Annotated in this window: 23 protein-coding genes; 10 read left to right on the top strand and 13 right to left on the bottom strand. The window is 70.6% G+C overall.

Features of this window, described 5'->3' with window-relative positions:
* Positions 1-56 precede the first annotated feature (56 nt).
* Positions 57-665 carry a TIGR03085 family metal-binding protein gene (locus tag IPJ61_RS09320; RefSeq protein ID WP_297106119.1) on the top strand — a complete coding sequence of 203 codons (609 nt, stop codon included), beginning with the start codon at positions 57-59 and terminating at the stop codon, positions 663-665.
* Position 666: 1 nt separating this feature from the next.
* On the opposite strand, the gene IPJ61_RS09325 is transcribed toward IPJ61_RS09320, so the two are convergent.
* From IPJ61_RS09325 to IPJ61_RS09350, 6 genes are read right to left on the bottom strand one after another with little or no spacing between them, the layout of a single operon-like run.
* Entirely contained in the window at positions 667-2,685 is a 2,019-nt protein-coding gene (locus IPJ61_RS09325) for a prolyl oligopeptidase family serine peptidase (RefSeq protein ID WP_297106122.1), read from the bottom strand.
* Positions 2,686-2,725: 40 nt separating this feature from the next.
* The gene (locus IPJ61_RS09330; protein WP_297106125.1) at positions 2,726-3,601 is read right to left on the bottom strand and encodes an oxygenase MpaB family protein; all 876 of its coding nucleotides are present in this window, start codon (positions 3,599-3,601) and stop codon (positions 2,726-2,728) included.
* Between the two features lie 9 nt (positions 3,602-3,610).
* Complete coding sequence (locus tag IPJ61_RS09335; RefSeq protein WP_297106128.1) at positions 3,611-4,351, bottom strand: AAA family ATPase; 741 nt, start codon at positions 4,349-4,351, stop codon at positions 3,611-3,613.
* Between the two features lie 45 nt (positions 4,352-4,396).
* Positions 4,397-4,834, bottom strand: a complete 438-nt coding sequence (locus IPJ61_RS09340; RefSeq protein WP_297106131.1) for an NUDIX hydrolase — start codon at positions 4,832-4,834, stop codon at positions 4,397-4,399.
* Complete coding sequence (locus tag IPJ61_RS09345; RefSeq protein WP_366505459.1) at positions 4,831-5,532, bottom strand: response regulator transcription factor; 702 nt, start codon at positions 5,530-5,532, stop codon at positions 4,831-4,833. Before IPJ61_RS09345 ends, IPJ61_RS09340 begins: the two co-directional genes overlap by 4 nt.
* The gene (locus IPJ61_RS09350; RefSeq protein WP_297106137.1) at positions 5,529-6,368 is read right to left on the bottom strand and encodes a sensor histidine kinase; all 840 of its coding nucleotides are present in this window, start codon (positions 6,366-6,368) and stop codon (positions 5,529-5,531) included. Before IPJ61_RS09350 ends, IPJ61_RS09345 begins: the two co-directional genes overlap by 4 nt.
* A gap of 131 nt (positions 6,369-6,499) precedes the next feature.
* Here IPJ61_RS09350 and IPJ61_RS09355 point away from each other — a divergent pair, with 131 nt between their 5' ends.
* The 4 genes from IPJ61_RS09355 (at position 6,500) to IPJ61_RS09370 (ending at position 9,456) form a co-directional block, all read left to right on the top strand.
* Positions 6,500-7,207: an ABC transporter ATP-binding protein gene (locus tag IPJ61_RS09355; RefSeq protein ID WP_297106140.1), complete on the top strand. Its 708-nt coding sequence runs from the start codon at positions 6,500-6,502 to the stop codon at positions 7,205-7,207.
* The gene (locus IPJ61_RS09360; RefSeq protein ID WP_297106143.1) at positions 7,204-7,992 is read left to right on the top strand and encodes a hypothetical protein; all 789 of its coding nucleotides are present in this window, start codon (positions 7,204-7,206) and stop codon (positions 7,990-7,992) included. The genes IPJ61_RS09355 and IPJ61_RS09360 overlap by 4 nt, the downstream gene beginning before the upstream one ends.
* A 165-nt stretch (positions 7,993-8,157) precedes the next feature.
* On the top strand, positions 8,158-8,688 hold the full coding sequence (locus tag IPJ61_RS09365) for a hypothetical protein (RefSeq protein ID WP_297106145.1): 531 nt from the start codon (positions 8,158-8,160) through the stop codon (positions 8,686-8,688).
* A gap of 138 nt (positions 8,689-8,826) precedes the next feature.
* Positions 8,827-9,456 carry a pyroglutamyl-peptidase I gene (locus IPJ61_RS09370; protein WP_297106147.1) on the top strand — a complete coding sequence of 210 codons (630 nt, stop codon included), beginning with the start codon at positions 8,827-8,829 and terminating at the stop codon, positions 9,454-9,456.
* Positions 9,457-9,636: 180 nt separating this feature from the next.
* On the opposite strand, the gene gatB is transcribed toward IPJ61_RS09370, so the two are convergent.
* From gatB to IPJ61_RS09405, 7 genes are read right to left on the bottom strand one after another with little or no spacing between them, the layout of a single operon-like run.
* Positions 9,637-11,118, bottom strand: coding sequence for an Asp-tRNA(Asn)/Glu-tRNA(Gln) amidotransferase subunit GatB (gene gatB / locus IPJ61_RS09375; RefSeq protein ID WP_297106150.1), 1,482 nt, complete (start codon positions 11,116-11,118; stop codon positions 9,637-9,639).
* On the bottom strand, positions 11,115-12,611 hold the full coding sequence (gene gatA, locus IPJ61_RS09380; protein ID WP_297106152.1) for an Asp-tRNA(Asn)/Glu-tRNA(Gln) amidotransferase subunit GatA: 1,497 nt from the start codon (positions 12,609-12,611) through the stop codon (positions 11,115-11,117). Before gatA ends, gatB begins: the two co-directional genes overlap by 4 nt.
* The gene (gene gatC / locus IPJ61_RS09385) at positions 12,611-12,904 is read right to left on the bottom strand and encodes an Asp-tRNA(Asn)/Glu-tRNA(Gln) amidotransferase subunit GatC (RefSeq protein WP_297106154.1); all 294 of its coding nucleotides are present in this window, start codon (positions 12,902-12,904) and stop codon (positions 12,611-12,613) included. Before gatC ends, gatA begins: the two co-directional genes overlap by 1 nt.
* A gap of 57 nt (positions 12,905-12,961) precedes the next feature.
* Positions 12,962-13,159, bottom strand: coding sequence for a hypothetical protein (locus IPJ61_RS09390; RefSeq protein ID WP_297106157.1), 198 nt, complete (start codon positions 13,157-13,159; stop codon positions 12,962-12,964).
* Positions 13,160-13,175: 16 nt separating this feature from the next.
* On the bottom strand, positions 13,176-14,141 hold the full coding sequence (locus IPJ61_RS09395; protein ID WP_297106159.1) for a uroporphyrinogen decarboxylase/cobalamine-independent methonine synthase family protein: 966 nt from the start codon (positions 14,139-14,141) through the stop codon (positions 13,176-13,178).
* Positions 14,141-15,214: a tRNA 2-thiouridine(34) synthase MnmA gene (gene mnmA / locus IPJ61_RS09400; RefSeq protein WP_297106162.1), complete on the bottom strand. Its 1,074-nt coding sequence runs from the start codon at positions 15,212-15,214 to the stop codon at positions 14,141-14,143. The genes IPJ61_RS09395 and mnmA overlap by 1 nt, the downstream gene beginning before the upstream one ends.
* A 26-nt stretch (positions 15,215-15,240) precedes the next feature.
* Complete coding sequence (locus IPJ61_RS09405) at positions 15,241-16,392, bottom strand: cysteine desulfurase family protein (RefSeq protein WP_297106165.1); 1,152 nt, start codon at positions 16,390-16,392, stop codon at positions 15,241-15,243.
* Between the two features lie 89 nt (positions 16,393-16,481).
* Between IPJ61_RS09405 and glgX the strand changes: the two genes are divergently transcribed.
* From glgX to IPJ61_RS09430, 5 genes are all read left to right on the top strand, one after another.
* Positions 16,482-18,683 carry a glycogen debranching protein GlgX gene (gene glgX / locus IPJ61_RS09410; RefSeq protein ID WP_297106168.1) on the top strand — a complete coding sequence of 734 codons (2,202 nt, stop codon included), beginning with the start codon at positions 16,482-16,484 and terminating at the stop codon, positions 18,681-18,683.
* Between the two features lie 68 nt (positions 18,684-18,751).
* Positions 18,752-20,758 carry an alpha-1,4-glucan--maltose-1-phosphate maltosyltransferase gene (locus IPJ61_RS09415; RefSeq protein ID WP_297106171.1) on the top strand — a complete coding sequence of 669 codons (2,007 nt, stop codon included), beginning with the start codon at positions 18,752-18,754 and terminating at the stop codon, positions 20,756-20,758.
* A gap of 358 nt (positions 20,759-21,116) precedes the next feature.
* Entirely contained in the window at positions 21,117-21,992 is an 876-nt protein-coding gene (locus tag IPJ61_RS09420) for a phosphotransferase (protein ID WP_297108095.1), read from the top strand.
* Complete coding sequence (glgB, locus tag IPJ61_RS09425; protein WP_297106174.1) at positions 21,992-23,890, top strand: 1,4-alpha-glucan branching protein GlgB; 1,899 nt, start codon at positions 21,992-21,994, stop codon at positions 23,888-23,890. Before IPJ61_RS09420 ends, glgB begins: the two co-directional genes overlap by 1 nt.
* Entirely contained in the window at positions 23,887-24,672 is a 786-nt protein-coding gene (locus IPJ61_RS09430; RefSeq protein ID WP_297106177.1) for an NUDIX hydrolase, read from the top strand. The genes glgB and IPJ61_RS09430 overlap by 4 nt, the downstream gene beginning before the upstream one ends.
* Positions 24,673-24,784: the final 112 nt, after the last annotated feature.

Raw genomic sequence — 24,784 nt, forward strand, 5'->3', positions numbered from 1 at the left:
GGGAGCGCCAACCGTGCGTCAAAACTCCATGCCCGCGGGCGGACTACGCTGAACCCATGAGCTTCGCCCGACGTCAACGTACCGCCCTTGCCGACCTTCTCGCCGAGCTGGGGCCCTTCGCCCCGACCAAGTGCGAGGGCTGGAAGACGCAGGATCTCGCCGCGCATCTGTATGTGCGCGAGCACCGTCCCGCCGCGTTACTGGGCATCGGCTTTCCACGGTTCGCCGACAAGACGGCCCGGATCCAGCTGGAGGCCCTCCACGAGCTGGGATTCCCGGCGATCATCGAGGCGATCCGCACGCCGCCGACGCTGATGAAGCCGATCGACCAGCTCGCGGGCGCATCGGAGTACTTCATCCATCACGAGGACGTGCTGCGCGCCAACGGGCGCTCGCAGACGCTGACGCCCCGCGAGCAGGACGAGTTGTGGCGCGTGGTCCAGGTGCTCGCTCGCCGGACTCAGCTGAAGACGAAGGGACACGTCCGGCTGGTGCGCGGCGACACCGGGTTCGTCGCCCAGATCGGCCGCGGTCCGCAGCCGCTGACGGTGACCGGGTTGCCGTCCGAGCTGCTTCTCTCCCTGAGCGGTCGCGAAGCCGCCGTCGACCTCGCGGGTGAGCCCACCGTCGTCGATGCCTGGCGCGCGGCCATCAGCCCGCTCTGAGCTACAGCAGCTCCGGAGCCTCGAACGCGCGGCCCTCGCGCTGGGCCGCGAGGAACTCGATCACGGTCTCGTACCAGACCTTCGCGTGCTGCGGCGTCAGGACCCAGTGGTTCTCGTCGGGGAAGTACAGGAAACGGTGCCGCATGCCGGAGGGGTCGCCGTCGTGCAGCTCGTTCAACCGCCACCACAGGGCGAGGCCCTCGCCGATCGGGACGCGGTAGTCGCGGTCGCCGTGGATGACCAGCGTCGGCGTGCTGATCCGATCGGCGTAGCGGTGCGGCGAGTACTCCTTCACCATCTCGGGGCTCAGCTCACGGCCCCAGTACCAGGACGCGTCCGTGGTGGGGCCGAAGCTGTCCAGGTTCCAGAGCGACGCATGTGTCACGATGGCGCGGAAGCGGTCCGTCTGCGTGGCGATCCAGTTCGCCATGTAGCCGCCGAACGAGCCGCCCATCATGGCAGAGGCGTCAGGGCGGATGTCGGCGCGAGCCTCGACGGCATCGGTGAGCGCCATCACGTCGGTGAACGGTTCGGCGCCCCAGCGACCCCAACCCCGCTGGATGACGTCCTGGCCATAGCCGGTAGACAGCGCAGGATCCGGCAGGAGCACGGCCTGGCCACGCGAGGCGAGCTGCCACGGGCACCAGCGCCAAGACCACGCGTTCCACGAACTGAGAGGGCCGCCGTGCACCCAGAGCGTGAGCGGGACGGGATCACCGGAAGACGCGCCGTCGGGCAGCACCAGCCAACCTGGCACGCGAGCGCCGTCAGCGGCCGTGGCCTCGACCCGCTCCACCCGTCCGGGGAGCGCCGGATAGGACACCGGCGAGGGCAGCACCGTCGACGTGGCGGTCGCGATGTCGATGGCCACGATGTCGCCCGGGTTGTCCCACGCACTGCGGAGCGCGTCGAGCGTGGCGCCGTCGGGACTGCGGAGAACGGACGAGTGCGCGCCCGCGTCGGTCAGCCGACGCACCTCGCCGGACGCGACATCGACGGCGAACACCGGCGCGGCGCCGTCCTCATCCGCCACCACGTAGACCGTGGCCGCGTCAGGGCTGAAGGCGACGGGACTGGGCCAGCGGTCCCACTCGGGCGCGAGCGGACGGCCCTCGCCGCTCAGGAGGTCGACGAGCCATAGGCCGTCTCTGGGCGCCTGCTCCGGCGTCGATTCGGTCTCCCGAAGCGCGACGAGCCAGCGCCCGTCGTCGCTCACCACCGGCTCGGCGAACTCGACGCCTTCCGCCGAGGCCACGACCGTGCGCGCGCCAGTGGCCCAGTCGAACCGGACCAGCGAGGTCGCCGTCACGCCGTGCGGGCGGCTCTCGCGCCACTCTGCGACGACCGTTGCTCCGTCGCGCGAGATCGTCGCGCTGCCGAGGCTCGTGCCGGCGTCACCGCTGAGGTCGCGGACGTCGTCGAGTCGGAGATCGCCCTCGCCAGCCACCGTCGCGGCGCGGAGCCGGGTGCGCTCCTGTCCCAGGTCGTGGTCCCAGAGCCGGACCGGGTAGCCCGTGTGCAGCAGCGCGGAGACTTTCTTGTCCCGACGAGCGGCACGCAGCTTCGCGTCCTCCTCATCGTCGACGACTCCGGCGTGGAGGGGAACGGCCAGCAGCACACGGTCCGATCCCGGGGCGGTGAGCACCTGGCCCCAGCCGCCGTCGCGGCGGGCGACCTCGTACGCCTCTCCCCCGCCGCTGGGCAGGCACCAGAGCGCCGTCGTCGACTCCGACGGCTTGTCGCCGTCGCGCGCGGCAAGCTCACGCTTCGAGGTGAACAGGAGCGAGCCGTCGGCCAGGAAGGAGGAGACGGCCTCGCCCGTGATTCCGCGGGTGAGCCGCGCCGCCGGTCGGGTGCCGCTCGGGTCGACGCGCCAGAGCGCCGTCGTGTAGCCGGTGATGTCGGCGTCCGGCCCCTGCACGGAGACGACGAGGCTCGCGCCGTCGGGGCTGAGCGCCAACCCGGTGAGTCGGGGCGTCGCGATGTAGGCGTCGAGGTCGTGCCAGGGAGAGTCGGTCATGGGCATCACTCTGCCACCCCGCGCCGACAATTCGGGGGCGTTACGTTTCCTGCTCCGCGGCGGTCTTGGGCGGCGCGGTCGCCCAGCCGGCGACACGGGTGGCGAAGCGGCCGAACGGAAGGCCTATCAGGCAATCGAACCAGCGCGAGGTAGGCAACCCCAGCAGTTCCCTCGACCAGGTCGGCAGCGTCGAGATCGCACCCGCCGCCAGCATCCAGTAGCCGAGCTTCCCGGGCCACGGCACCGGCGGGGTCTTCAGCAGGAACTCGACGGTGTCGATCGCCGCGGGCGAGGCGCGCAATTCCGGCCGGTACGAGTCGATCAGGGCGGTCAGCTCCGCCTCAGAGCGAGGCAGGTCGACGGCGCCCAGCATCTCTCCGACCGGCGCCGCCGAGGCCACATAGCGATCCGCCTCGTCCACGGCGAGCCGCGAGGGGCCGAAGTGCCGATAGGCCTCAAGGAAGCTCTGGGTCTCGGCGGCGTGCACCCAAGCGAGCAGGTGCGGGTCAGACGCGCGGTACGGCGTGCCGTCGTCGGTCTTGCCGCGGACCCGCTCATGAACGGCGCGAACCCGGCCGATGAGCTCATCAGCTGCGGGGATCGGGCCGTAGGTGGTCATCGCGATGAACTCGCCCGTGCGCTGCAGCCGCCCCCACGGATCGGACCGGTACCCGGAGTGGCCCGCCACGCCGGCCATGGCGGCCGGGTGCAACGCCTGCAGCAACAACGCGCGGATGCCGCCCGCGTACATCGCCGCGTCCCGGTTCACCCTCCAGATCACGTCCGACGGCGAATGCCAGCGCGGCCCTTCGGCTCGCCAGATGCGGGCGACGCGCGCCTCCTGGTCGGGCCCCGCGACCCTGTCCCTGATCGCGGACCCGATCAGTTCACGGAGCTTCTCGACGGGGTTCGCCATCGCACCAGCCTATTCCTCCCCAGGCGAGGGGCGCTCCAGGCCGAAGTAGTCTGGGTCGGCGAGGAAGCGGCGGTACAGCGCGACCGTCATCAGCGACCTCCACTCCCGCAGGTGGAAGCCCTCCTCGTCAAGCTCGACGATCTGCGCCCCCGGGATGGCGGCCAGGATCGGCGAATGCGTCGCGAGGAGGACCTGAACACCGTCGCCGCGGAGCTCGCACAGCTGGTTCGCGAGCTTGACCTGCGACTGGAACGACAGCCCCGCCTCGGGCTCGTCGAGCACCAGTAGTCCGCCCCGTCTGGCGAGGAAGACGAGCTTGGTGTCGAGCAGCTCCGTGAACGCCTGACCGTGGGAACGCTCGTGGTAGGCCCGGTCCGCTCCGCCCGGGTGCTGCTCCAGGTAGGTCAGCAGGCCGTGCATGGTCTCGGCGCGCAGGAAATAGCCCCACTTGGACCGTCCGATGCCGCGGATCAGGCGAAGGTGCTCGTGCAGACGCGACTCCGTGGGCCGCTCGGAAGGGCGCCACGTTGTGCTGCCGCCCTCGGCGCTGAGGCCATACGCCATCGCGATCGCCTCGATCAGCGTCGACTTCCCGACGCCGTTCTCCCCGACCAACACCGTGAGCTCCGCCAGCTCGAGCCCGTCGCGCAGCAGCTGCGCCACCGGCCCCATCGTGAACGGCCACCCACCGACGTGTTCGCAGGGCTCCCCCACGACCTCGCGCACCGGCAACGAACTGAACACCGTCATGCACGGCAGCCTAAGGATCGGGTCTGACAGACTCGGTTCCGCGCCTCACTCCGCGGTCACGTGGAGCCCGATCGCGGGCACGATGTGGTCGACGAACAGGGGCGCGAGGGTCTCGTCGCCCAGGTCGTCGGTCGTCACCCAGCGGGTCTCCTCGATCTCAGCAGTCGGCGCCACGTCCGCCGCGACGGCCTCCGGCCAGTCGAAGACGTCGGCGACGACGGTGTGCCCGGCCTCGTTCGCCGCGGGTGCGGCGAATTCTCCGAGCGAGAGGAGGCGAGCCGCGTCGAGCCGCAGACCAAGCTCCTCCTGCACCTCGCGGGCCGCGCACTCCCCCGCCGACTCCCCCGGCTCGGGCTTACCGCCCGGGTTCATCCACATCGACGTCCCGCGCTTGCGCACCATCAGGATCCGGCCGCGCGCATCGCGCAGCACCACTGCCGAGACGTGAATGATCGTGCAACCCCCAGCCGGCGACCTACTCATGCCTCGAACGTACCGTCCCGCCGGTCTTGGCGGCGCGTCATCCCGACCAGCCCCGCCTCGTAGGCGGCGATCACCAGCTGCGCGCGATCGCGCGCCTGCAGCTTGGCCAGCAGGCTGCCGATGTGCGTCTTGACCGTCTTCACGGAGATCACCAGCTGCGCGGCCACCTCATGGTTCGTCAAGCCGCGGCCCACCAGCGTCAGCACCTCGACCTCTCTCGGAGTAAGCAGGGCCGGCGGCGCGGGCGGTACTCCCGACGGGCGGTCGACGTAGTGCGCCACGAGCCGGCTGAGCACCGACGGCGCGAACAACGACTCGCCGTCGTGCGTGCGCCGGATCGCCTCCAGCAGCCGGTCGGGCTCGGTGTCCTTCAGCAGGAACCCGCTCGCGCCTGCGCGGAGCGCGGCGTAGACATACTCGTCCAGCTCGAACATGCTGACCACGAGGACGCGGCACCCGGCTGAGGCAGGATCGGCCAGGATGGCGCGGGTGGCGTCGATGCCGTCGCCGTCGGGCATTCGGATGTCCATCAGGACGACGTCCGGGTGAGACGCGACGGCGGCGCGCACTGCCTCACGCCCCGTGGCCGCCTCGCCGACCATCTCGAGGTCGGCCTCGCCCCCGACAAGCGCGCGCAGGCTGTAGCGGATGAGCGGCTGGTCGTCGGCCACCAGCACGCGGATCGGTGGGCCGCTCACGGCTCCCGCTCGTCTGGGACGACGGCGACCAGGCGCCATCCCGTGCCGTGTCGGCCCGCTTCGAGGGTGCCGCCGAGTGCGTCCAATCGCTCGCGCAGCCCGTCAAGTCCCCGCCCCGCGCCCCGCTGCGCCCGCCAGCCCTCCACAGGGCCGTCGTCGACCACCTCGACCGCCACTCCGCCTGGACGTCTGCCGATCCGCACGACGGCTGAGGCGGGTCCCGCGTGCGCCGCGACGTTGTGCAGCGCCTCGCGCACCACCGCGACGATCGTCAGCTGCGCCCCGGCCGAGACCCCGCGAAGGTCCTCGCTCACCAACTCGACGGCGGGCCCGGTATCGACGGCCCGCCGCACGATCTCGGGCAGGTCCGCAAGCGTCTCGGCCGGCCGGAGCGGCGCGGGCTCGGGACTGCGCAACACCGTCAGCATCCGCCGCAGCTCGGTAGTGGCCTGTCGGCTGGCGCGTTCGATGTCGGCCAGGGCGTCGTCCTCGCTGCCCCCGATCCGGCGGGCGACGGCCGCGCGCACCGTGATGGCGCCGAGGCCGTGCGAGACGACGTCGTGCAGCTCGCGCGCGATCCGCAACCGCTCCGCACCCGCCGCCCGCTCGGCGGCCCAGGCGGCGAGTTCATCCTCGTAGCGCCGACGCTCCGCGCGGGTGCGCAGCGCCGCCCAGACGATGACCGCGGCCACCGCGACCGCCGCCGCGCCTAACACCGACCCGGCGGCCGCAGCGTTCTCGAAACCGGCGAGCGCGATCCCCGCGCCGAGTCCGAGGATCACCAGGACGGCGGCCAGCCATGCCCGCGACCGCCACGTCGGTTGTTCGTCCTGCATCCCTCGACCCTAGCCACGCCGTCCGACGGGAGCATCGGCCCACGGGTGGAGGTCCGCGGTCCGAGTTCCTGAGCCGCAAGACCCTGCCATGGGCCGGAGACGCGGCGCCGATCGGCTGGTGGCATGGATATGTGATCTCCATCAACCACCTCAGCAAGCGCCACGGGCCGCGCACGGTCCTCTCCGACGTCACCTTCGAGGCCCTCCCCGGCCGCGTCACCGCCTTCCTCGGGCCGAACGGCGCGGGCAAATCCTCGACCCTGCGGATCCTGCTCGGGCTCGACCGCGCGACCACGGGCTCGGCCCTCATCGACGGCGTTCGGTATCGCGCCCTGCGGCACCCGGCCCGCTCCGTCGGGGCCATGCTCGACGGCTCGGGCGCCCATCGTTCGCGGACGGCACGCGGACACCTCGCGTGGGTCGCCGCCGCGGCCGGGCTGTCGAGGAGCCGCGTCGACCAGGTGCTCGCCGACGTCGGCCTCTGGGAGGCCCGCCGCGCGCGGGTGGGCACGTTCTCGCTGGGCATGGGACAGCGGCTCGGCCTGGCTGCGGCGCTCCTGGGCGAGCCGTCAGCGCTCGTACTCGACGAACCGGTCAACGGGCTGGACCCCGAGGGGATCCGCTGGATCCGTCGCCTGCTGCGGCGGTACGCCGACGACGGCGGCACGGTGCTGCTGTCCAGCCATCTGATGGGCGAGGTGGCCGAGATCGCCGACGACCTGGTGGTCATCGCGGGCGGCCGCGTGGTGCGCCAAGGCCCGCTCGCCGAGGTGTCGGCCGGCTACGCCAGCCTCGAGGACGCGTTCTTCGGGCTGACCGGTGGGTCGGAGGACCGATGAGCTTCCCGCGCATCCTCGCGGCTGAGATCTCGAAGGCGGTCTCGCTGCCCGCCACGTACGTGGCCGGGGGCATCTCGCTCGCCGCGTCCGTCGCGCTCGCCGCGTACAACGCCCACGGCGTGCGCGCCGACATGGCTGCCGGCCGCCTGGACACCCTCGGCTATACGTCGTCGGTGGAGGCGGCATTCTCCGCGACCCCGCTCGGCACCGTTGGCGCCGTCATCCTCGGCGTGGTGGCGATGAGCAGCGAGTACGCCGCCAATAGCCCCGACGCGGGCGGCGGCCGACAGATCTCCGCCACGCTGACGGTCGCCCCGCGCCGCGTGGCCGTGTTCGCGGCGAAGGCCGTCACCGTCGTCCTGCTCGTCGCGCTGCTTGCAACCCTCTCGCTCCCCACCAGCCTCGCCCTCACCCGGGCCATCATCGGGACGACGCCCGCCGAGTCGCTGCAGGACCTCGCGGTCCGGAGCGGCGGGGTGGCGCTGTACTGGGTGCTGACCGCGCTCCTCGCGCTCGGCATCGCGGCGCTCGCCCGCAGCGGCGTCGTCCCGCTCGTCGTTCTGATCGCGAACAGCTCCTTGGTCTCGGTCTCGATCCTGCTGTCCCAGCTGACCCCGCTCGCCTACTACCTGCCGGATCTCGCAGGCATGCGCCTGTTCGCGAACGAGACGTGGGCGATGGTCGACGACGCACTCGACCCGGTCACCGGCGGGCTGGTGATGAGCGCGTGGGCCGCGGCGCTGTTGGTGGCCGGCGCCATCTCCTTCGTCCGGAGGGACGCGTGAGGCGCGTCGTGGCCGCCGAACTCCTCAAGCTCGGCAGCCTGCCCGCCGCGTGGGCCACCGCGGGCGGCACGGTGGCGGCCGGCGGCATCCTCGGCGCCGCGGCAGCCTCGCACCCCGGCGTGACCGAGATCTCCGACGCTCACGCCCACCCTTGGCTTCCTGCAGGTGGGCACCATCCTGCTGGGCGTTCTCGCCGTGGCCAGCGAATACAGCGGGCGGCAGATCGCGACCACCCTCGTGGCCGTCCCCCAGCGGCCCGTCCTGCTCGCGGGCAAGGCCGGCGCGGCGCTCCTCGCGACGACGGTGACGGCCACACTCACCGTCGCGGCCGCGGCCCTGTCTGCCGGGGTCGTCTTCGCACGCCGTGGGGTTGCGGTGTCGCCCGATGGGGGTCGGCTGGCCGGGATGGTCGCGTATCTGGCTCTCATCGGGCTCTTCGCCCTGTGCACGACGGTGCTGCTCCGCGGGCTCGTCGCCTCGCTGGTGGTCTTGGAGTCACTGGTGTTGATCGTCTCGCCACTGCTCGCCACCATCACGGAGCACGCCCGCTGGCTGCCCGACAGGGCCGGTGCGCTGCTCTACCTGCCGCCGGGCGCTGACGGGTCGGCATGGCACACCGGTGTGCTGGTACTCGTCGCCTGGATCCTCGCGGTAGGCGCCGCCGGCGCCGTCACGTTCGTTGTCCGCGATGCGTGAGATACCTGGTCAGCTGACGGAAAAGTACCGCAGGACAGGGAGTCAACGCACCAGGGGCCCGAAAGGTCTATCTCGCCGCACTTTTCCGTCAACTGCGAGTCCGACCCTGTCTCGTATGGGGTGTGCCAGAGTGAGTGCATGCCTCGCACCATCCTGCTCACCGGATTCGAGCCCTTCGCTGGCGCGCGGACCAACCCTTCGGCGACGACCGTGCGCAACGTCGCTAGACGCTGGACGGGAACCGACAGGCTTGTCGTCGAGGTGCTGCCGGTCGAGTTCGAGGCGTCCGCCGCGCGGATGCGCGCGCTGATTTCCGAGCACCGGCCTGACGCCGTCATCTCCGTCGGGCTCGCAGCTGGACGCGCCGCGGTGTCGCTCGAGCGCGTCGCGCTCAACCTGATCGACGCCCGCATCCCCGACAACGCCGGGCGCCAGCCGATCGACGTCCCCAGCCTCCCCGGGGCATCACCCGCGGCGCTCGCGAGCGTGCCGGTGAAAGCCTGGGAGCGGGTGCTGCGCGACGCGGGTGTCCCCGTCGAACTCAGCCTCTCCGCCGGGACGTTCGTCTGCAACCATGTCTTCGCGACCGCCGCGCTCACGGCGCCCGACGGCGTCCGCGTCGGGTTCATCCACATCCCGTGGTCCGACGAGGACCAAGTCGACGACGCGCCGTCGCTGTCTGCTGCGACGCTCGCCCGCGCCGTCGAGTTGCTGTGCCTGCATGCGTTCGAAGAAGAGATCTCGACGACGGGCGGGACCATCGCCTAGCAAGTACCGTGGTTGCCTCTGCGCGAACCGCACCACACTGCTGCGCATCGCGGCGGCAAGAGTCGCTATCTCCGACTTTTGCCGCCGCAGTGATGCCGACGCAGACCCCCGGCTTGAGTCCCTCAGACCGAGTGCCCGTTCATTGGTTTCGACACGGCCCCGGCGCTCAGTTGAGGCAGCTCAGGACAGCCTGGCCAGGACCAACTCGCGGACCTTCGCCGCGTCGGCTTGCCCGCGCATCGCCTTCATCACCTGCCCGATGAGCGCACCGACGGCCTGCACCTTGCCGTCGCGGATCTTTTCCGCCACGTCCGGGTTGGCCGCGATGACCTCGTCGACGGCGGCGCCGAGCGCGCCCTCGTCGGAGACGACGACCAGCCCGCGCGACTCCACGACCTCGGCGGGCTCGCCCTCGCCGGCCAGCACGCCGTCGATCACCTGGCGCGCCAGCTTGTCGTTGACGGTGCCGGCGTCGACCAGCGCCTGGACCGCGGCCACCTGCGCGGGCGTGATGGAGAGCTCCTCCAGCTCGCACCCGGCCTCGTTCGCGCGGCGGGCCAGCTCCGTGACCCACCACTTGCGCGCCGCGGCGGGAGCAGCCCCGGCGGTGACCGTATCCTCCACCAGCGCCAACGCCCCGGCGTTGACAACGGCAGCGAAGTCGATGTCGCTGAATCCCCAGGCCTCCTGGAGCCGACGACGGCGCTCGGCCGGGGGCTCGGGCAGGGTCGCCCGCAGCTCCTCGACCCACTCGCGGCTGGGCGCGATCGGCATCAGGTCCGGCTCCGCGAAGTAGCGGTAATCGTCGGCGTCCGACTTCGGGCGTCCCGCGGACGTGCTGCCGTCGGCCTCGTGGAAGTGCCGCGTCTCCTGCGTGACCGCGCCGCCGACGTCGAGAACCTCGGCCTGGCGACACATCTCGAACCGGACGGCGCGCTCGATGGAGCGCAGCGAGTTGACGTTCTTGGTCTCGGTTCGCGTGCCGAGGACGCCCGAGCCTACGGGCGACAGCGACACGTTCGCGTCGCAACGCAGCGACCCCTGCTCCATGCGGACGTCCGAGACGCCGAGCGCCTTCATCAGCTCGCGCAAGTGGGCGACGTAGGCGCGCGCCACCTGCGGGGCCCTCTCCCCTGCGCCGAGGACAGGACGGGTGACGATCTCGATCAGGGGAACGCCCGCGCGGTTGTAGTCGATCAGCGAGTAGTCGGCGCCCTGGATGCGGCCGGACGTGCCCACGTGGGTCGCCTTACCCGCGTCCTCCTCCATGTGCGCGCGCTCGATCTCGACGCGGTAGGTCTCGCCGTCCACCTCTACGTCGACCCAGCCGTCGAAGGCGATCGGCTCGTCGTACTGCGAGGTCTGGAAGTTCTTGGTCATGTCCGGGTAGAAGTAGTTCTTCCGCGCCATGCGGCACCACTCGGCGATCCGGCAGTTGAGCGCCAGCCCAATCCGGATGGCCGACTCCACGGCCTTCCCGTTGATCACCGGCAGCGAGCCGGGGAGTCCTAGGCACACCGGGCAGACGTACGTGTTGGGCGCGCCGCCGAACTCGTTGGGGCAGCCGCAGAACATCTTCGACGCCGTGTTCAGCTCGACGTGCACCTCGAGGCCCAGCGCGGGCTCGTACCTGGTCAGCAGGTCGTCGTAGTCGACGCTCATGCGGAAACCCCCTCAAGGCTCGGCGACTGCGGGCCGCCCCACTTCTCCTGCAACGCCCTCTCAAGGACGCCACCCACGCGATACAGCCGCGCGTCCTCCATCGGCGGGGCCATCACCTGGAACCCGACGGGCAGGCCGTCGCTGAGGCCCGCGGGGAACGACGCCGACGCGTTGCCCGCCATGTTGCTGGGGATGGTGCAGAGGTCGGCGAGGTACATGCTCATCGGGTCCGACATGCGCTCGCCGATCTTAAACGCGACGGTGGTCGTCGTCGGCGACACCAGCACGTCGACAGACTCGAAGGCCTTGTCGAAGTCGCCCTGGATCAGCGAGCGGACGCGCTGCGCCGAGCCGTAGTAGGCGTCGTAGTAGCCGGCCGACAGCGCGTAGGTGCCGATGATGATGCGGCGCTTCGCCTCGCGGCCGAAGCCGGCCTCGCGGGTGAGGTTCATAACCTCCTCGGCCGAGCGCGTGCCGTCGTCCCCGGTGCGCAGCCCGTAGCGCATGCCGTCGAACCGGGCGAGGTTGGAGCTCAGCTCGGCGGGCTGGATCAGGTAGTAGGCGGGCAGCGCGTAGGTGAACGCGGGGCAGGAGACCTCGACGATCTCCGCGCCGGCTGCCCGCAGCGCCTCGACGGCCTCGCGGAACCGGTCGAGCACGCCGGGCTCGTAGCCGTCGCCCTGGAACTCGGCGACGACGCCGACGCGCATCCCGGCGAGGTCGGCGGCGCGGGAGGCGGCGACGAGGTCGGGCACGGGCTGGTCGATGGAGGCCGAGTCGTGGGCGTCGTATCCGCCGATGACCTGCTGGAGCAGCGCGGCGTCCTCCGCGGTGCGGGCGCAGGGACCGGGCTGGTCGAGGCTGGACGCCATGGCCACGAGACCGAAGCGGGAGACGCCGCCATAGGTGGGCTTCACGCCGACGGTTCCGGTCACTGCACCGGGCTGCCGGATGGAGCCGCCGGTGTCGGACCCGACGGCGAGCGGCACCATGAACGACGCCACGGCCGCAGCCGAGCCGCCGCCGGAGCCACCGGGGATGCGCTCGTCGTCCCACGGGTTTCGGGTCGGTCCGAAATAAGAGGTCTCCGTGGAGGATCCCATTGCGAACTCGTCCATGTTGGTCTTGCCGACGATGACCAGCCCGGCCGCGCGCAGCTTGGCGACGACGGTGGCGTCGTAGGGGGGAACCCACCCGTCGAGCATCTTGGATCCGCAGGTGGTCGGGAAGTCGGTGGTGCAGAAGTTGTCCTTCACGCCGATCGGGACGCCGGCCAGCGGGCCGAGTTCCTCGCCCGCGGCGCGGTGGGCGTCGATCTCGCGGGCCTGCGCGAGCGCGGCGTCGGCGTCGACGGCGAGGAACACGTTCAGCCGCGGGTTCAGCGCCTCGATCTGGTCGAGGCAGGCGCGCGTGAGGTCCTCGGAGGTCATCTCGCCAGCAGCCATCGCGCGCCCGAGTTCGGCGGCAGAGCGGGTAAGGATGTCGGCGGTCATCAGTCCTCGCTCAGAATCTGGGGAACGCGGAACCGGCCTTCGTCCTGGGCGGGAGCGCCAGACAGCGCCTGCTCCTGGGTGAGGGATGGGGTCACGATGTCGGCGCGGAACACGTTGGACATCGGCATCGCGTGCGTAGCCACGGGTACGTCGGGCCGCGCGACCTCGGACACCCTGGCCACGGACTCCAAGATGACGTCCAGCTCGGGGGCAAGCTCGGCGCACTCCTGCTCGGAAAGCTGGATGCGGGCCAGAGCGCCCAACCGGGCCACGTCGTCGGCGGTGAGACCCACTTCGCTGCTCCTAGGTTGGCTTCTCGCCGCGATGGCGGCGCGCCGCCTATCTTAGGGTCAGGTCAGGATCAGGTAGAACATGCGGCCGAGGAAGAACAGCGCGACGGCGATGGCGACGACGACGAACGGCGTCACCAGGCGCTGCACCTTCTTGAACCGCGTGGTGGGCACGCCCTTCGGGCCCCAGACTCCGCGGCCGGCGTGAGCGCGCACCGGGGCCTGGTCGTCCAGGTTCAGGTTCGAGAACACGCGCATGCGGTGATGCTACCCGTTACCGTACAGACTCCTCGAGCAACGCGGCGGCGCGGCGGAGGGCCACGAGTTGCGGGGCGATGTCGGCGCGGCTCCAGCCCGCGAGGCCGCAGGCGGTGCCGAGCAGGACGCCGTCGTAAAGCGCGATCTGCAGCGGGCGCCAGGTGGTCAACGCGCGCCGGACGAGGGCGTCGGTGCCCTGGGGCGTGCGCGACGCGGTGTCGACGACGCCCAGGATCACGCCACGCTGCTCGTCGCACCAGGCGGCCAGGTCCTCGCGGTCGACGATCGCCGCGTCCACTGAGACGGCCGCGAACCCCGCGCGCCCCGCGACGTCCAGCCACGGCCCGGGCGCGCAGCAGTGCAGGACGGACGCGCCAGTGGGCGCGAACGCGGACGCGAGCGGCGCGAGAGCCAGGGCGAGCTCCGGGAGGTCGACGGCGCGGTGCTTCGAGAATCCGCTTGAGGTCGGGATGGCGCCGGCGCGAACCGCGGCCAGCGACGGCTCGTCGACCTGGAGCCAGAGGGTCGCCGCGGGGACGCGGCGAGCAAGCTCGGCGCGGAGGTCCTCCACGCCCGCTGTCAGAGCCTGGGCGAGCTCGCGCCGCGCGCCGTGGTCGGCGAGCAGGCGGTCGCCGGCGAAGCGCTCGACACAGGCGGCGAGCGTCCACGGGCCGGCGACGCCCACCTTGAGCACGCCGTCGAAGCCCTGCAGCAGCTCCTCCGCGTCGTCGAGGTCGTGGCGCCATTGCGCCCGGGCGCGGCGGTGGTCCCTGCCCGCGTGCGGGGTCAGCCTCCAACCCGCGGGCTGGAGGTCAAACCCGAGGCCGTCGATCAGCCCGAGCGCGCGGCCGATCATGTCGGAACCCACACCACGCTCGGGCAGCTCCGGGAAGGGCAGCACCTCGGGCAGCGCCTCGGCCATCGCCGACAGCGCACCGCGGAAGTCCGTGCCCGGCAACGACCCCGCGGCGGTGATCCGCATCAGCAGGCCTCCGCGATCACAGCCGAGCCGACCACCCGGTCGCCTTCGTAGACGACGACGGTCTGCCCGGGGGCGACGCCTGAGGCCGGCTCGTCCAGCGCGACGACCAGCCCGCCGTCGACGGCCTCGATCGTGGCGTCCTGGGGGATCCCGTGAGCCCGATACTGCGCCTGGCCGCGCCACGGGCCGACGACCGCCTCGCCCGTCCAGGTGGGCCGGATCCCGCGCAGGGTGGAGACAGCGAGATCCCCGCGCGCCCCGACAACCACGGTGCGCGTGACCGGCTCGATGGCCAGCACGTAGCGCGGCTCCCCCGTCGGGGCGGGCACGCGCAGGTCGAGGCCCTTGCGCTGCCCGACGGTGTAGCGGTGCGTGCCCTTGTGGGAGCCAAGAACCTGACCCGACGCGTCGACGATGTCGCCGGGGGCGTCGTCGAGGTGACGCGCGAGGAAGCCCTGCGTGTCGCCGTCGGCGATGAAGCAGATGTCGTGCGAATCGGGTTTCCTCGCCACGCCGAAGCCCAGCGCGCGGGCCTCCTCGCGCACCACGGGCTTCTCGACGTCGAACAGCGGGAAGAGGCAGCGGGCGAGCTGTTGCTGGTTCAGCATGCCGAGGACGTAGGACTGGTCCTTCGCCTGGTCTGCCGCGCGGTGGAGCGTCACGGTGCCGTCGTCGTGGCGGCGGAGGTCGGCGTAGTGACCGGTGGCGACGGCGTCGAAGCCCAGCGCGATCCCCCGGTCGAGCACGGCGGCGAACTTGATCTTCTCGTTGCAGCGCAGGCACGGGTTGGGGGTGCGGCCGGCGCGGTACTCGGCGACGAAGTCCTCGACGACCGCCGCGTGGAACTCCTCGGCGAGGTCCCAGACGTAGAAGGGAACGTCGAGCTTGTCGGCGACGCGGCGCGCGTCGTGCGAGTCCTCCAGCGAGCAGCAACCGCGCGCGCCGGAGCGGTACGACGCGGGGTTCTTCGACAGCGCCAGGTGCACGCCCGTCACGTCGTGCCCGGCCGCGACCAGGCGCGCGGCGGCGACGGCGGAGTCGACCCCGCCCGACATCGCCACCAAGACCCGCATGGTCCTCCTTAGAACAGCCGCCAAGTCTACGACGCGGCGGCGGCCCTTGCCCGCGCGAGCGCGTCGGGAAGCGCGGCGGCGAGGAGGTCGACGTCGGCCTCCGTGCTCGTCCAGCCGAGCGAGAAGCGGACCGACTGCGTGGCCTCGTCGGCGGTGCGCCCCATGGCGAGGAGCACCTCGCTGGGCTGGTGCACGCCCGCGCGGCACGCCGAGCCGACCGAGGCGTGGACGCTGCGCTGGTCGAGCAGGAAGAGCAGGTCGTCGGCGCGGACGCCGTCGAACGTGACGTTGACGATGTGCGGCGCCCCGTCGGGCCGGCACCCATGGCGATCGGGTGGCAGAGCATGGAGGCTGTTCAGGCGCCCGCCCACCGCGAGGACCATCCCGGCGATCCTGTTCCGCAGCGCCATCAACCGCAAAGCCTCATCCGCCAACTCCGCGACGGCGAGCGATGCCGCCCGCGCGAAGGCCGCGGCCAGCGCCACGGGCACCGTGCCCGAGCGCACCTCCCGCTCCTGTCCCCCGCCCAGGCCGACGGCGCGGGGAACCACGTCCCGGCGCGCCAGCAGCACGCCGATGCCCACCGGGCCGCCGATCTTGTGCGCCGACAGGCTCATCATGTCCAGCCCGCTCGCGGCGAAGTCGACGGGCATGTGTCCCAGCGCCTGCACCGCGTCGCTGTGCATCCACGCGCCGGCCGATGCCGCGAGCCGCGCGATCTCATCGACGGGCTGGACGACGCCCGTCTCGTTGTTGACGGCCATCACGCTGACCACGCCGACAACCTCATCGACCATCCGCTCGACCACCTCGAGGCCCAGCACGCCCGATGACGCGACCGGGATGACCTCCGCACCGCGCGCCACCGCGCCCAGCACCGCGGGGTGCTCGACGGCGCTCACCAGGCAGCGCGGCCGCTCCGCGCGGCGGGCCTGCCAACCTCCCAGGACCGCGATGGTGTCGGCCTCGGATCCCCCGGAGGTGAAGATCACCTCGCTCGGGTGCGCGCCGACGGCAGATGCCATCTCCTCGCGCGCCTCCTCGAGGACGGCCCGCGCTCGCTGCCCGGGACGGTGCAACGACGAAGGGTTCCCGACGACCCCGGCGGCCTCGGTCCAGGCCTCCAGCGCCTCGCGGCGTAGGGGCGAGGTCGCGGCGTGATCGAAATAGGCCGACATGCGGCTCACTGTAGTTCCCCCCTTCCACGGCGCGTCGGTGACGGTTAACGCTTTCACCGGGCAGGATGGCAAAATACCCGCACTCGACCATGTCCACCGCCGAAAGCCACCGAATGCACTCGCACACCACGCCTGATACGTCCCTCCTCGGTGCCCGGGTCACTCCCGGCGGCGTGCGGTTCGGGCTGTGGGCGCCGCGAGCCGACGGTGTGGACCTCGTGCTGATCGACGCGCGCAACACACAGCGGCAGGTGCCCATGGTGCACGGGGCGCACGGCATCTGGACGGTCGAGGTGGAGGGCGTCCGGCCCGAGCAGCAGTACGGCTACCGCGTGCACGGCCCCTGGGACCCGTCGGCGGGCAGCAGATTCAACCCGAACCGGCTCCTGCTCGACCCCTACGCGCGGGCCATCAGTGGCGGCGTCGACTTCCGCGGCCCCATCCTGGACCACGTCCCGGGCGACCCGTTCCGGATGTCGACGGAGGACTCCTTCGGCGCCGTGCCACTCGCGGTCGTGGTCGACGACACGCCCCCGCCGACCCCGATCGCACGCCGTCGGCCGATGTCCGAGACCATCATCTACGAGACCCACCTGCGCGGCTTCACCCGGCTGCATCCCGACGTGCCCGAGCACCTGCGAGGCTCCTACCTCGCCATGGCCGACCCCGCCGTCGTCGCGTACCTGGTGGACCTGGGTGTCACCGCGGTCCAGTTCCTCCCGCTGCAGCACTTCGTCTCCGAGCCGTTCATCGCGCACAAGGGGCTCAGCAACTACTGGGGCTACAACACGCTGGGGTTCTTCGCGCCGCACGCCTTCTACGCCACGCGCGGCACGGTCGGCAACCAGGTCGCCGACTTCAAGACCATGGTGTCCGCGCTGCACGAGGCGGGCATCGAGGTGCTCCTCGACGTCGTCTACAACCACACCGGCGAGGGCGGCCATGAGGGCCCGACGCTGTCGATGCGCGGCATCGACCACCACGCCTACTACCGCCTGACCAACGATCATCGCGATGACTACGACGTCACGGGCTGCGGGAACTCCGTCGACACCTCGCACCCGATGGTGCGCCAGCTGGTACTCGACTCGCTGCGCTACTGGGTGAACGAGATGGGCGTCGACGGCTTCCGGTTCGACCTGGCGACCACCCTCATCCGCGACGCCAACCACCACGTCGATCAGGACCATCCGTTCAAGCAGGCCTTGGCCGCGGATCCGACGTTCGACGATATCAAGATCATCGCCGAGCCGTGGGACATCGGACCGTTCGGCTACCAGGTCGGCAACTGGGGCCCCGGCTGGCACGAGTGGAACGACCGCTTCCGCGACCACGTCCGCGACTACTGGCGCGGCGCCGTCCACAGCGTCCAGGAGCTCGCGACGCGGCTCGCAGGCTCGCCGGACCTGTTCGACAGCCCGGGGCGCAGCCCGCAGGCCGGCGTGAACTTCGTCACCGCCCACGATGGCTTCACGATGCGCGACCTCGTCAGCTACGACGTCAAGCACAACCTGGCCAACGGCGAGGCCAACCGTGATGGCACAGACAACAACCGGTCCTGGAACCACGGCTGGGAGGGCGACACCGCCGACGAGGCGATCAACAAGGTGCGCCGCCGCCAGGTGATGAACCTCATGGCCACCCAGCTGCTCGCCGTCGGCACGCCCATGATCGTCGCGGGCGACGAGGCCGGCCGGACGCAGAAGGGCAACAACAACGCCTACTGCCAGGACTCGCCGATGGCGTGGGTGGATTGGGCGCCCACGCCCGAGTGGGTGGCCGTGCACGACCGTATCCGTGCGCTGATCCGGATCCGTCAGGCGCACTGTGCGTTCCGCCCGACGGACTTCGCCTACCACACCGAGGTCCTGAACGAGTACGCCGAGAATCTGCAGCGCGTCGACCTGACGTGGATGAACGGCACGACGGGCCAGATGGACCAGCACGACTGGCACGACGGCGCCCGCCGCCTGCTCGGCATGTACGTGTCGAACGACCATGAGGCGTTCCTCACCTGGTTCCACAGCGGCGCCCACGATGTCGAGGTCACCCTCCCCGGGTTGCCATGGGCCTCCTCCTACCAGGTGGTCTGGCACAGCGCCGAGGAGGACGAGGTCCCCGCCGGGACGCTGGCGACCGGGTCGCGCCTGACGCTGCCCAGCCGCTCCGTCGTGGTGCTCAAGGCCGCGGTGCCGTTCAGCTCGATCGAACTGCTGCGCCTGCAGCAGGAGCAGGCCGCGCTCGCGACGGACCCCGTCAGCGAAGGCGTCGCCGCCGTCGAGGCCGGCTGAGCCCGACGCGCCGGGTCAAAGAGCGCGAAACCTCCCGCCAACGGGAATCCGCCGTTAGGCTGGCCCCCGTGACTGCCGAATACCCAGCCCGTGCCAGCAAGCGGATCGTCCGTACGGAAGGCGGCCTGGGCCGCATTCCGGTGACGGGGGTCTCCCCCGTCCTCGAAGGGGGTGCCTACCCGGTCAAGGCCGTAGTGCACGAGCGCCTCCTCATTCAGGCCAACGTGTTCCGCGAGGGGCACGACGCGGTCAACGCGTCGGTGATCCTGACCTCGCCGTCGGGTACGCAGCGCCGCATCGACATGACCCAGGTCGAGCCGAAGGGCCTCGACATCTGGCAGGCCTACGTGCGCATGGCGGAAGAGGGCGACTGGACGTACCGCGTCGAAGGCTGGTCGGATCCGTGGGGGACGTGGCTCCACAACGCAGAGGCGAAGCTTCCCGTCGGCGTCGACGTGGACTTGGTCTGCATGGAGGGCAACGCGCTCCTGGAGCGCGCCGCCGGGATGGCCGAGGCGCAGCAAACGCCCGGCGTGGCGGGCCTCCTGCGCGCCGCCGCGGAGCTGATGACCCCGGAGACCGACACCGAGGAGCTGCTGGAGTTCGTCACCTCGGCCCCCATCTTGCGCGCAATGGCCCGCTTCGGCCCGCGTGAGCTGGTCTCTCCCACCCACGACTACCCAGTGCGCGTCGAGCGCAAGCGCGCGCTGTACTCGTCGTGGTACGAGTTCTTCCCGCGCTCGCAGGGCGCCTGGGTCGACCACGACGGCACCTGGCATTCCGGCACGTTCGCGTCGTCGCACGAGCGCCTTGAAGCTGCGGCCGCGATGGGCTTCCACATCGTCTACCTGCCTCCGATCCATCCGATCGGCACCGCGTTCCGCAAGGGCAAGAACAACACGCTGACCCCTGGGCCGCAGGATCCGGGCTCGCCGTGGGCGATCGGCGCCCCGGAGGGCGGCCACGACGCGATCCACCCGGACCTCGGCACCATCGAGGACTTCGACGCTTTCGTCGAGAAGGCGAAGTCGCTGGACCTCGAGATCGCCCTCGACCTCGCGTTGCAGGCCTCGCCCGATCACCCCTGGGTCACCGAGCACCCGGAGTGGTTCACCACGCGCATGGACGGCACCATCGCGTACGCGGAGAACCCGCCGAAGAAGTACCAGGACATCTACCCGATCAACTTCGACAACGACCCCACGGGCATCTATCACGAGGTGCTGCGGATCGTGCAGTACTGGATGTCGCACGGCGTGACGGTGTTCCGTGTCGACAATCCGCACACCAAGCCCGTGGAGTTCTGGGACTGGCTGCTCGAGCGGGTGTGGGAGACCAACCCGGAGGTCATCTTCCTCGCGGAGGCGTTCACGAAGCCGCAGATGATGGCGGCCCTCGGCAAGGTCGGCTTCCAGCAGAGCTACACGTACTTCACGTGGCGCACGGCCAAGTGGGAGCTCACCGAGTACCTCACCGAGCTGAGCCAGGACATGGCGCCGTACTACCGGCCCAACTTCTTCGTGACGACGCCGGACATCAACCCGTTCCACCTGCAGTCGGGCAACCACGCGGCGTTCGCGATCCGCGCGATCCTCGCTGCGACGATGTCGCCGACGTGGGGCGTCTACTCCGGCTTCGAGTTGTTCGAACACCTCCCCGTCGCCGCAGGCAAGGAGGAGTACCTCGACTCCGAGAAGTACGAGTTCCGGCCGCGCGACTTCAACCGTCAGCCCAACCTGAACCTCCTGATCGGCAGGCTGAACGAGATCCGCGAGCAGCATCCCGCGCTGCAGCAGCTGCGCGACGTCCACTTCCACCACGCACCGCACGACTCGGTCTTCGTGTTCTCGAAGTCCGAGGGCGACGACGTCGTGCTGGTCGTCGTTTCGCTGGACCCGGACAATACGATCGAGTCCGGCCTCAACCTCGACTTCGCGGCCCTCGGTCTGCCGGGCGCCGCTCAGATCGTCGTCCGCGACGAGCTGAGCGGCGAGCGCTACGTCTGGGGCGAGGAGGCTTTCGTGCGGCTGTATCCCGGCAAGCCCGCGCACATCCTGCACGTCACCGCGGAGTGACTGACGACCTGACCCGGCGCCTGTGGGAGCTCGCGCTCCCACAGCGCTGGTTCTCGGGCCGAGGCGGCACGCCGCTCGGCGTGGATCTCGGCGAGCCGTTGGCGGACGGCGCCCTTCGGCCCGCGCTGCTGAACGTCGGCTTCCCTGACACCCACGTCGAGCGGTATCTCATCCCGCTGCTGAACCAACCGCCGCTCGTTGAGCCGGGCCACGCGCGGACGAGCGGCACCTTTGGCCGGGCCCCGGGCGGGCCCGTGTCGAAACGTCCGCAACCTCGATCACAGACGCGTGCGACGACGCCGGCATTCTCCTCGACCTGCTCCGCGAAGGCGCGCCGGGATTTCACGCGACGCGCGACATCCCGCCCGCGGGACCCGCCCGAAGGTTCGCCGGCGAGCAATCGAACACCAACGTGTTCTTCGGTGACCAGATCCTCATGAAGCTGTTCCGCCGCATCGAGCCCGGGGAGAACGTCGACGTAGAACTGCACCGGGCGCTGGCCGGAACCGGGGTCGTCGCCGAGTTGTACGGCACGTGGACGGTCGACGGCGCCGACTACGCCGTGTTCGTCGAGGCACTTCGCCGCCCCGAGGACGGCTACGACCTCGCAAAGGGGTATGCGGCCCGCGGCGAGGACTTCACGGCGCATGCGCGAGCCCTGGGCGCTGCGCTTGCCGTCGTCCATCGCACTCTCGCCGAGCGCCTGCCGACGTCCACGATCTCGGGCACCGCGCTGTCCGCAGACTGCGTGCGACGCTTCGCGGAGGTCGCGGCCGCGTATCCCGAGGCGGCCCCGTTCGCGGATGCGGTCACCCGCGCCGTCGGACACGTTCCCGAGGGCCCGCTTCCCGCGCAGCGCGTCCACGGCGACTGCCACCTGGGACAGGTACTGCTCACCGCAGGCCGTTGGGTCTACGTGGACTTCGAGGGAGAGCCGCTGAAGCCGCTGGCGGAACGTCGGCTCCCGGACTCGCCACTGCGCGACGTCGCCGGCATGCTGCGCTCCTTCGGCTACGCCGCCGCGGCCGGGCCGGCGCCGTCGGGTTGGCTGGAGGCGTGCCGCCGAGCCTTCCTTGAGGGCTATGGGCTCGACGCGGATACCCCCAACCCTGTCCTGGACGCCTACGAGATCGATAAGGCAGGGTACGAAGTGGCTTACGAGTCGCGATATCGCCCTCATCTGGTCCAGGTACCGATAGATTTTCTTGCAACACTTTTACGAAGGAGTCAATGATGGCTGTGGATCAGTTCGGCGGGCTGACCGGTTGGGACCTTGAGGGGTTCCACGGCGGCGGGGACACCGAGTTGTGGCGCCGGCTCGGCTCCCACGTCGTCACCCAGCATGATGAGGAGCGCGGCGACGTCACCGGCGTCCGCTTCGCCGTGTGGGCGCCCAACGCGCGCTCCGTCCAGGTGATCGGCGACTTCAACTGGTGGACCGGCGATCAGATGCAGCTCGTGCCGGGATCGGGTGTGTGGGCCGCCTTCATCGAGGGCCTCGGCGAGGGCACGCTGTACAAGTTCCGCATCGAGACCGCCGACGGCCGCTGGACCGAGAAGATCGACCCCATGGCCCGCTTCAGCGAGCAGGCGCCGGCCAACGCGTCGATCGTCTACGAGTCGAAGTACATCTGGTCCGACGACGACTGGATGCAGCGCCGCCGCGAGGTCCAGGCCCACGCGGAGCCGATGAGCGTCTACGAGGTGCATCTCGGCGGGTGGCGCAAGCACAAGAGCTACCTCGACCTGGCGGAGGAGCTGGTCAGCTACGTCAAGTGGCAGGGCTACACCCACGTCGAGTTCATGCCGCTCGCCGAGCACCCGTTCGAGCCTAGCTGGGGCTACCAGGTATCCGGCTACTTCTCCCCGACGTCGCGCTTCGGCAAGCCCGACGACCTGCGCTACCTGATCGACCGCCTCCACCAGGCGGGCATCGGCGTCATCATGGACTGGGTTCCCGGCCACTTCCCCAAGGACGACTGGGCGCTCGGCCGCTTCGACGGCACCGCGCTCTACGAGCACGCCGACCCCCGCCAGGGCGAGCACATGGACTGGGGAACCTACATCTTCAACTACGGTCGCAACGAGGTGAAGAGCTTCCTGGTCAGCAACGCGCTGTATTGGATCAAGGAGTTCCACATCGACGGCCTGCGCGTCGACGCCGTCGCCTCGATGCTCTACCTGGACTACTCCCGCGAGGAGGGCCAATGGGTGCCGAACCAGTACGGCGGCCGCGAGAACCTCGAGGCCATCGACTTCGTGCGCTACGTCAACCGTCACCTCTACGAGCGCGAGCCCGGCGTCGTCATGATCGCCGAGGAGTCGACCAGCTTCCCCGGCGTGACGAAGCCCGTTCACGAAGGCGGACTCGGGTTCGGGTTCAAGTGGAACATGGGCTGGATGAACGACTCGCTCCGCTACCTGGAGCAGGACCCCATCTACCGCCAGTACGAGCACAACCTGCTGACGTTTGCGATGGTCTACGCGTACTCGGAGAACTTCGTGCTGCCGATCAGCCACGACGAGGTCGTGCACGGCAAGGGCTCCATGATCAACAAGGTGCCGCAGGACGACTGGCGCAAGTTCGCGACGCTGCGCGCCTTCTACTCGTACATGTGGAGCTTCCCGGGCAAGCAGCTCATCTTCATGGGCTGCGAGTTCGGTCAGCGCCCCGAGTTCAACGAGGCGACGAGCCTTGAGTGGTGGGTCAGCGAGCTCTGGGGCCACGGCGGCCTGCAGCGCCTGTTCCGCGATCTGAACCACACCTACCGCTCGAACCCGCCGCTGTACAAGCTGGACAGCGACCCCGCGGGCTTCAGCTGGATCAACGCCGACGACAACTCCCGCAACGCGCTCGCCTGGGTCCGTCACGACGGCGCGGGCAACCATGTCGCCTGCGTCACGAACTTCTCCCCCGAGCCGCTGGTCGACTACGAGATCGGCCTGCCCGAGTCGGGCGCCTGGGAGGAGATCCTGAACACCGACGCGCCGATCTACGACGGCTCCGGTGAGTTCGGCAACCTCGGCGAGGTGAACGCGCTCGACGAGCCGTGGGGCCACTTCCCGGCTCGCGCCCGGGTGACCGTGCCGCCGCTCGGCTCGATCTGGCTCAGCCGCGCCGTCGGACAGTGAGCGACTTCAAGGTCGAGGTGGAGGTCTCGGGAGGCGTAGGAAAGCTGCGCTGGGCCGAGCAAACCGTCGACCTGGAGACGCTTGAGCGAGCGGTCTCACTAGCCGCCGACGACGCGATCATCGCGCACGATCTCCGACGGCTCCAGGTCGAGCTGCCGGAATGGGACACGGCCGCGCGGACCGCGCTGCACCGCGCCGGTTTCCGGCTGGAGGGTCGGCTGCGGTCGGCCATCGAGCCCGAGGAGGGGGTCTACCGCGACATCCTGGTGTACGCGCGCCTGGCTGTGGACCCGGTCTATGGCCCGCACGGCTTCTCTGGGGTTCTCGACTCGCTGCTGCCGAAGAAGCGGCTGATCGCGCATGCGCTGTTCCGCGACGAGGACGGCCGGGTGCTCCTGCTGGAGACCACCTACAAGGCGGACTGGGAGCTGCCCGGTGGCGTCGTCGAGCCCGGTGAGGCGCCCCGCGCGGGCGCCGAGCGCGAGATCGCGGAGGAGGTGGGACTGACCGTCGAACTCGGTCAGCCGCTGCTCACCGACTGGATGCCGCCCTACCTCGGCTGGTCGGACGCCCTGGAGTTCATCTTCGACGGCGGTGTCCTCGACCTCGCGACCGCCGGCACCCTTACGGCGCACGACACGGAGATCCGCGACGTCCATTGGGTCGAGCCGGACGACGTCCCTACCCACGTCAGCGAGTTGTCCGCGCGCCGGATCGCCTTGATGCTGACCGGCTACCGCGGCCACACCGAGGCCGGATACCCCGTTGCCACCGCTAGTTGAGCCGGGCCGCGACCTCGTTCCTTGAGCCAGGCCCACGGCGACGAAGGAGCCGAGGGCTCGTGTGATCGCGCTTCGCGCTGCAACGCCTTCCTCGGCCTCGGCATCCGAGCAA

It is taken from the genome of Tessaracoccus sp., assembly GCF_016714275.1.
Taxonomy (GTDB): domain Bacteria; phylum Actinomycetota; class Actinomycetes; order Propionibacteriales; family Propionibacteriaceae; genus Arachnia.

Excerpts from the sequence above, each read along its gene's own strand:
- glgX (WP_297106168.1), top strand. The coding sequence starts at position 16,482 with ATGTCCACCGCCGAAAGCCACCGAATGCACTCGCACACCACGCCTGAT.
- mnmA (WP_297106162.1), bottom strand. The coding sequence starts at position 15,214 with ATGCGGGTCTTGGTGGCGATGTCGGGCGGGGTCGACTCCGCCGTCGCC.
- IPJ61_RS09325 (WP_297106122.1), bottom strand. The coding sequence starts at position 2,685 with ATGACCGACTCTCCCTGGCACGACCTCGACGCCTACATCGCGACGCCC.
- IPJ61_RS09335 (WP_297106128.1), bottom strand. The coding sequence starts at position 4,351 with ATGACGGTGTTCAGTTCGTTGCCGGTGCGCGAGGTCGTGGGGGAGCCC.
- IPJ61_RS09320 (WP_297106119.1), top strand. The coding sequence starts at position 57 with ATGAGCTTCGCCCGACGTCAACGTACCGCCCTTGCCGACCTTCTCGCC.
- gatB (WP_297106150.1), bottom strand. The coding sequence starts at position 11,118 with ATGAGCGTCGACTACGACGACCTGCTGACCAGGTACGAGCCCGCGCTG.
- IPJ61_RS09390 (WP_297106157.1), bottom strand. The coding sequence starts at position 13,159 with ATGCGCGTGTTCTCGAACCTGAACCTGGACGACCAGGCCCCGGTGCGC.
- IPJ61_RS09370 (WP_297106147.1), top strand. The coding sequence starts at position 8,827 with ATGCCTCGCACCATCCTGCTCACCGGATTCGAGCCCTTCGCTGGCGCG.
- glgB (WP_297106174.1), top strand. The coding sequence starts at position 21,992 with ATGGCTGTGGATCAGTTCGGCGGGCTGACCGGTTGGGACCTTGAGGGG.
- IPJ61_RS09395 (WP_297106159.1), bottom strand. The coding sequence starts at position 14,141 with ATGCGGATCACCGCCGCGGGGTCGTTGCCGGGCACGGACTTCCGCGGT.
- IPJ61_RS09340 (WP_297106131.1), bottom strand. The coding sequence starts at position 4,834 with ATGAGTAGGTCGCCGGCTGGGGGTTGCACGATCATTCACGTCTCGGCA.
- IPJ61_RS09405 (WP_297106165.1), bottom strand. The coding sequence starts at position 16,392 with ATGTCGGCCTATTTCGATCACGCCGCGACCTCGCCCCTACGCCGCGAG.
- IPJ61_RS09360 (WP_297106143.1), top strand. The coding sequence starts at position 7,204 with ATGAGCTTCCCGCGCATCCTCGCGGCTGAGATCTCGAAGGCGGTCTCG.
- IPJ61_RS09350 (WP_297106137.1), bottom strand. The coding sequence starts at position 6,368 with ATGCAGGACGAACAACCGACGTGGCGGTCGCGGGCATGGCTGGCCGCC.
- gatA (WP_297106152.1), bottom strand. The coding sequence starts at position 12,611 with ATGACCGCCGACATCCTTACCCGCTCTGCCGCCGAACTCGGGCGCGCG.
- IPJ61_RS09330 (WP_297106125.1), bottom strand. The coding sequence starts at position 3,601 with ATGGCGAACCCCGTCGAGAAGCTCCGTGAACTGATCGGGTCCGCGATC.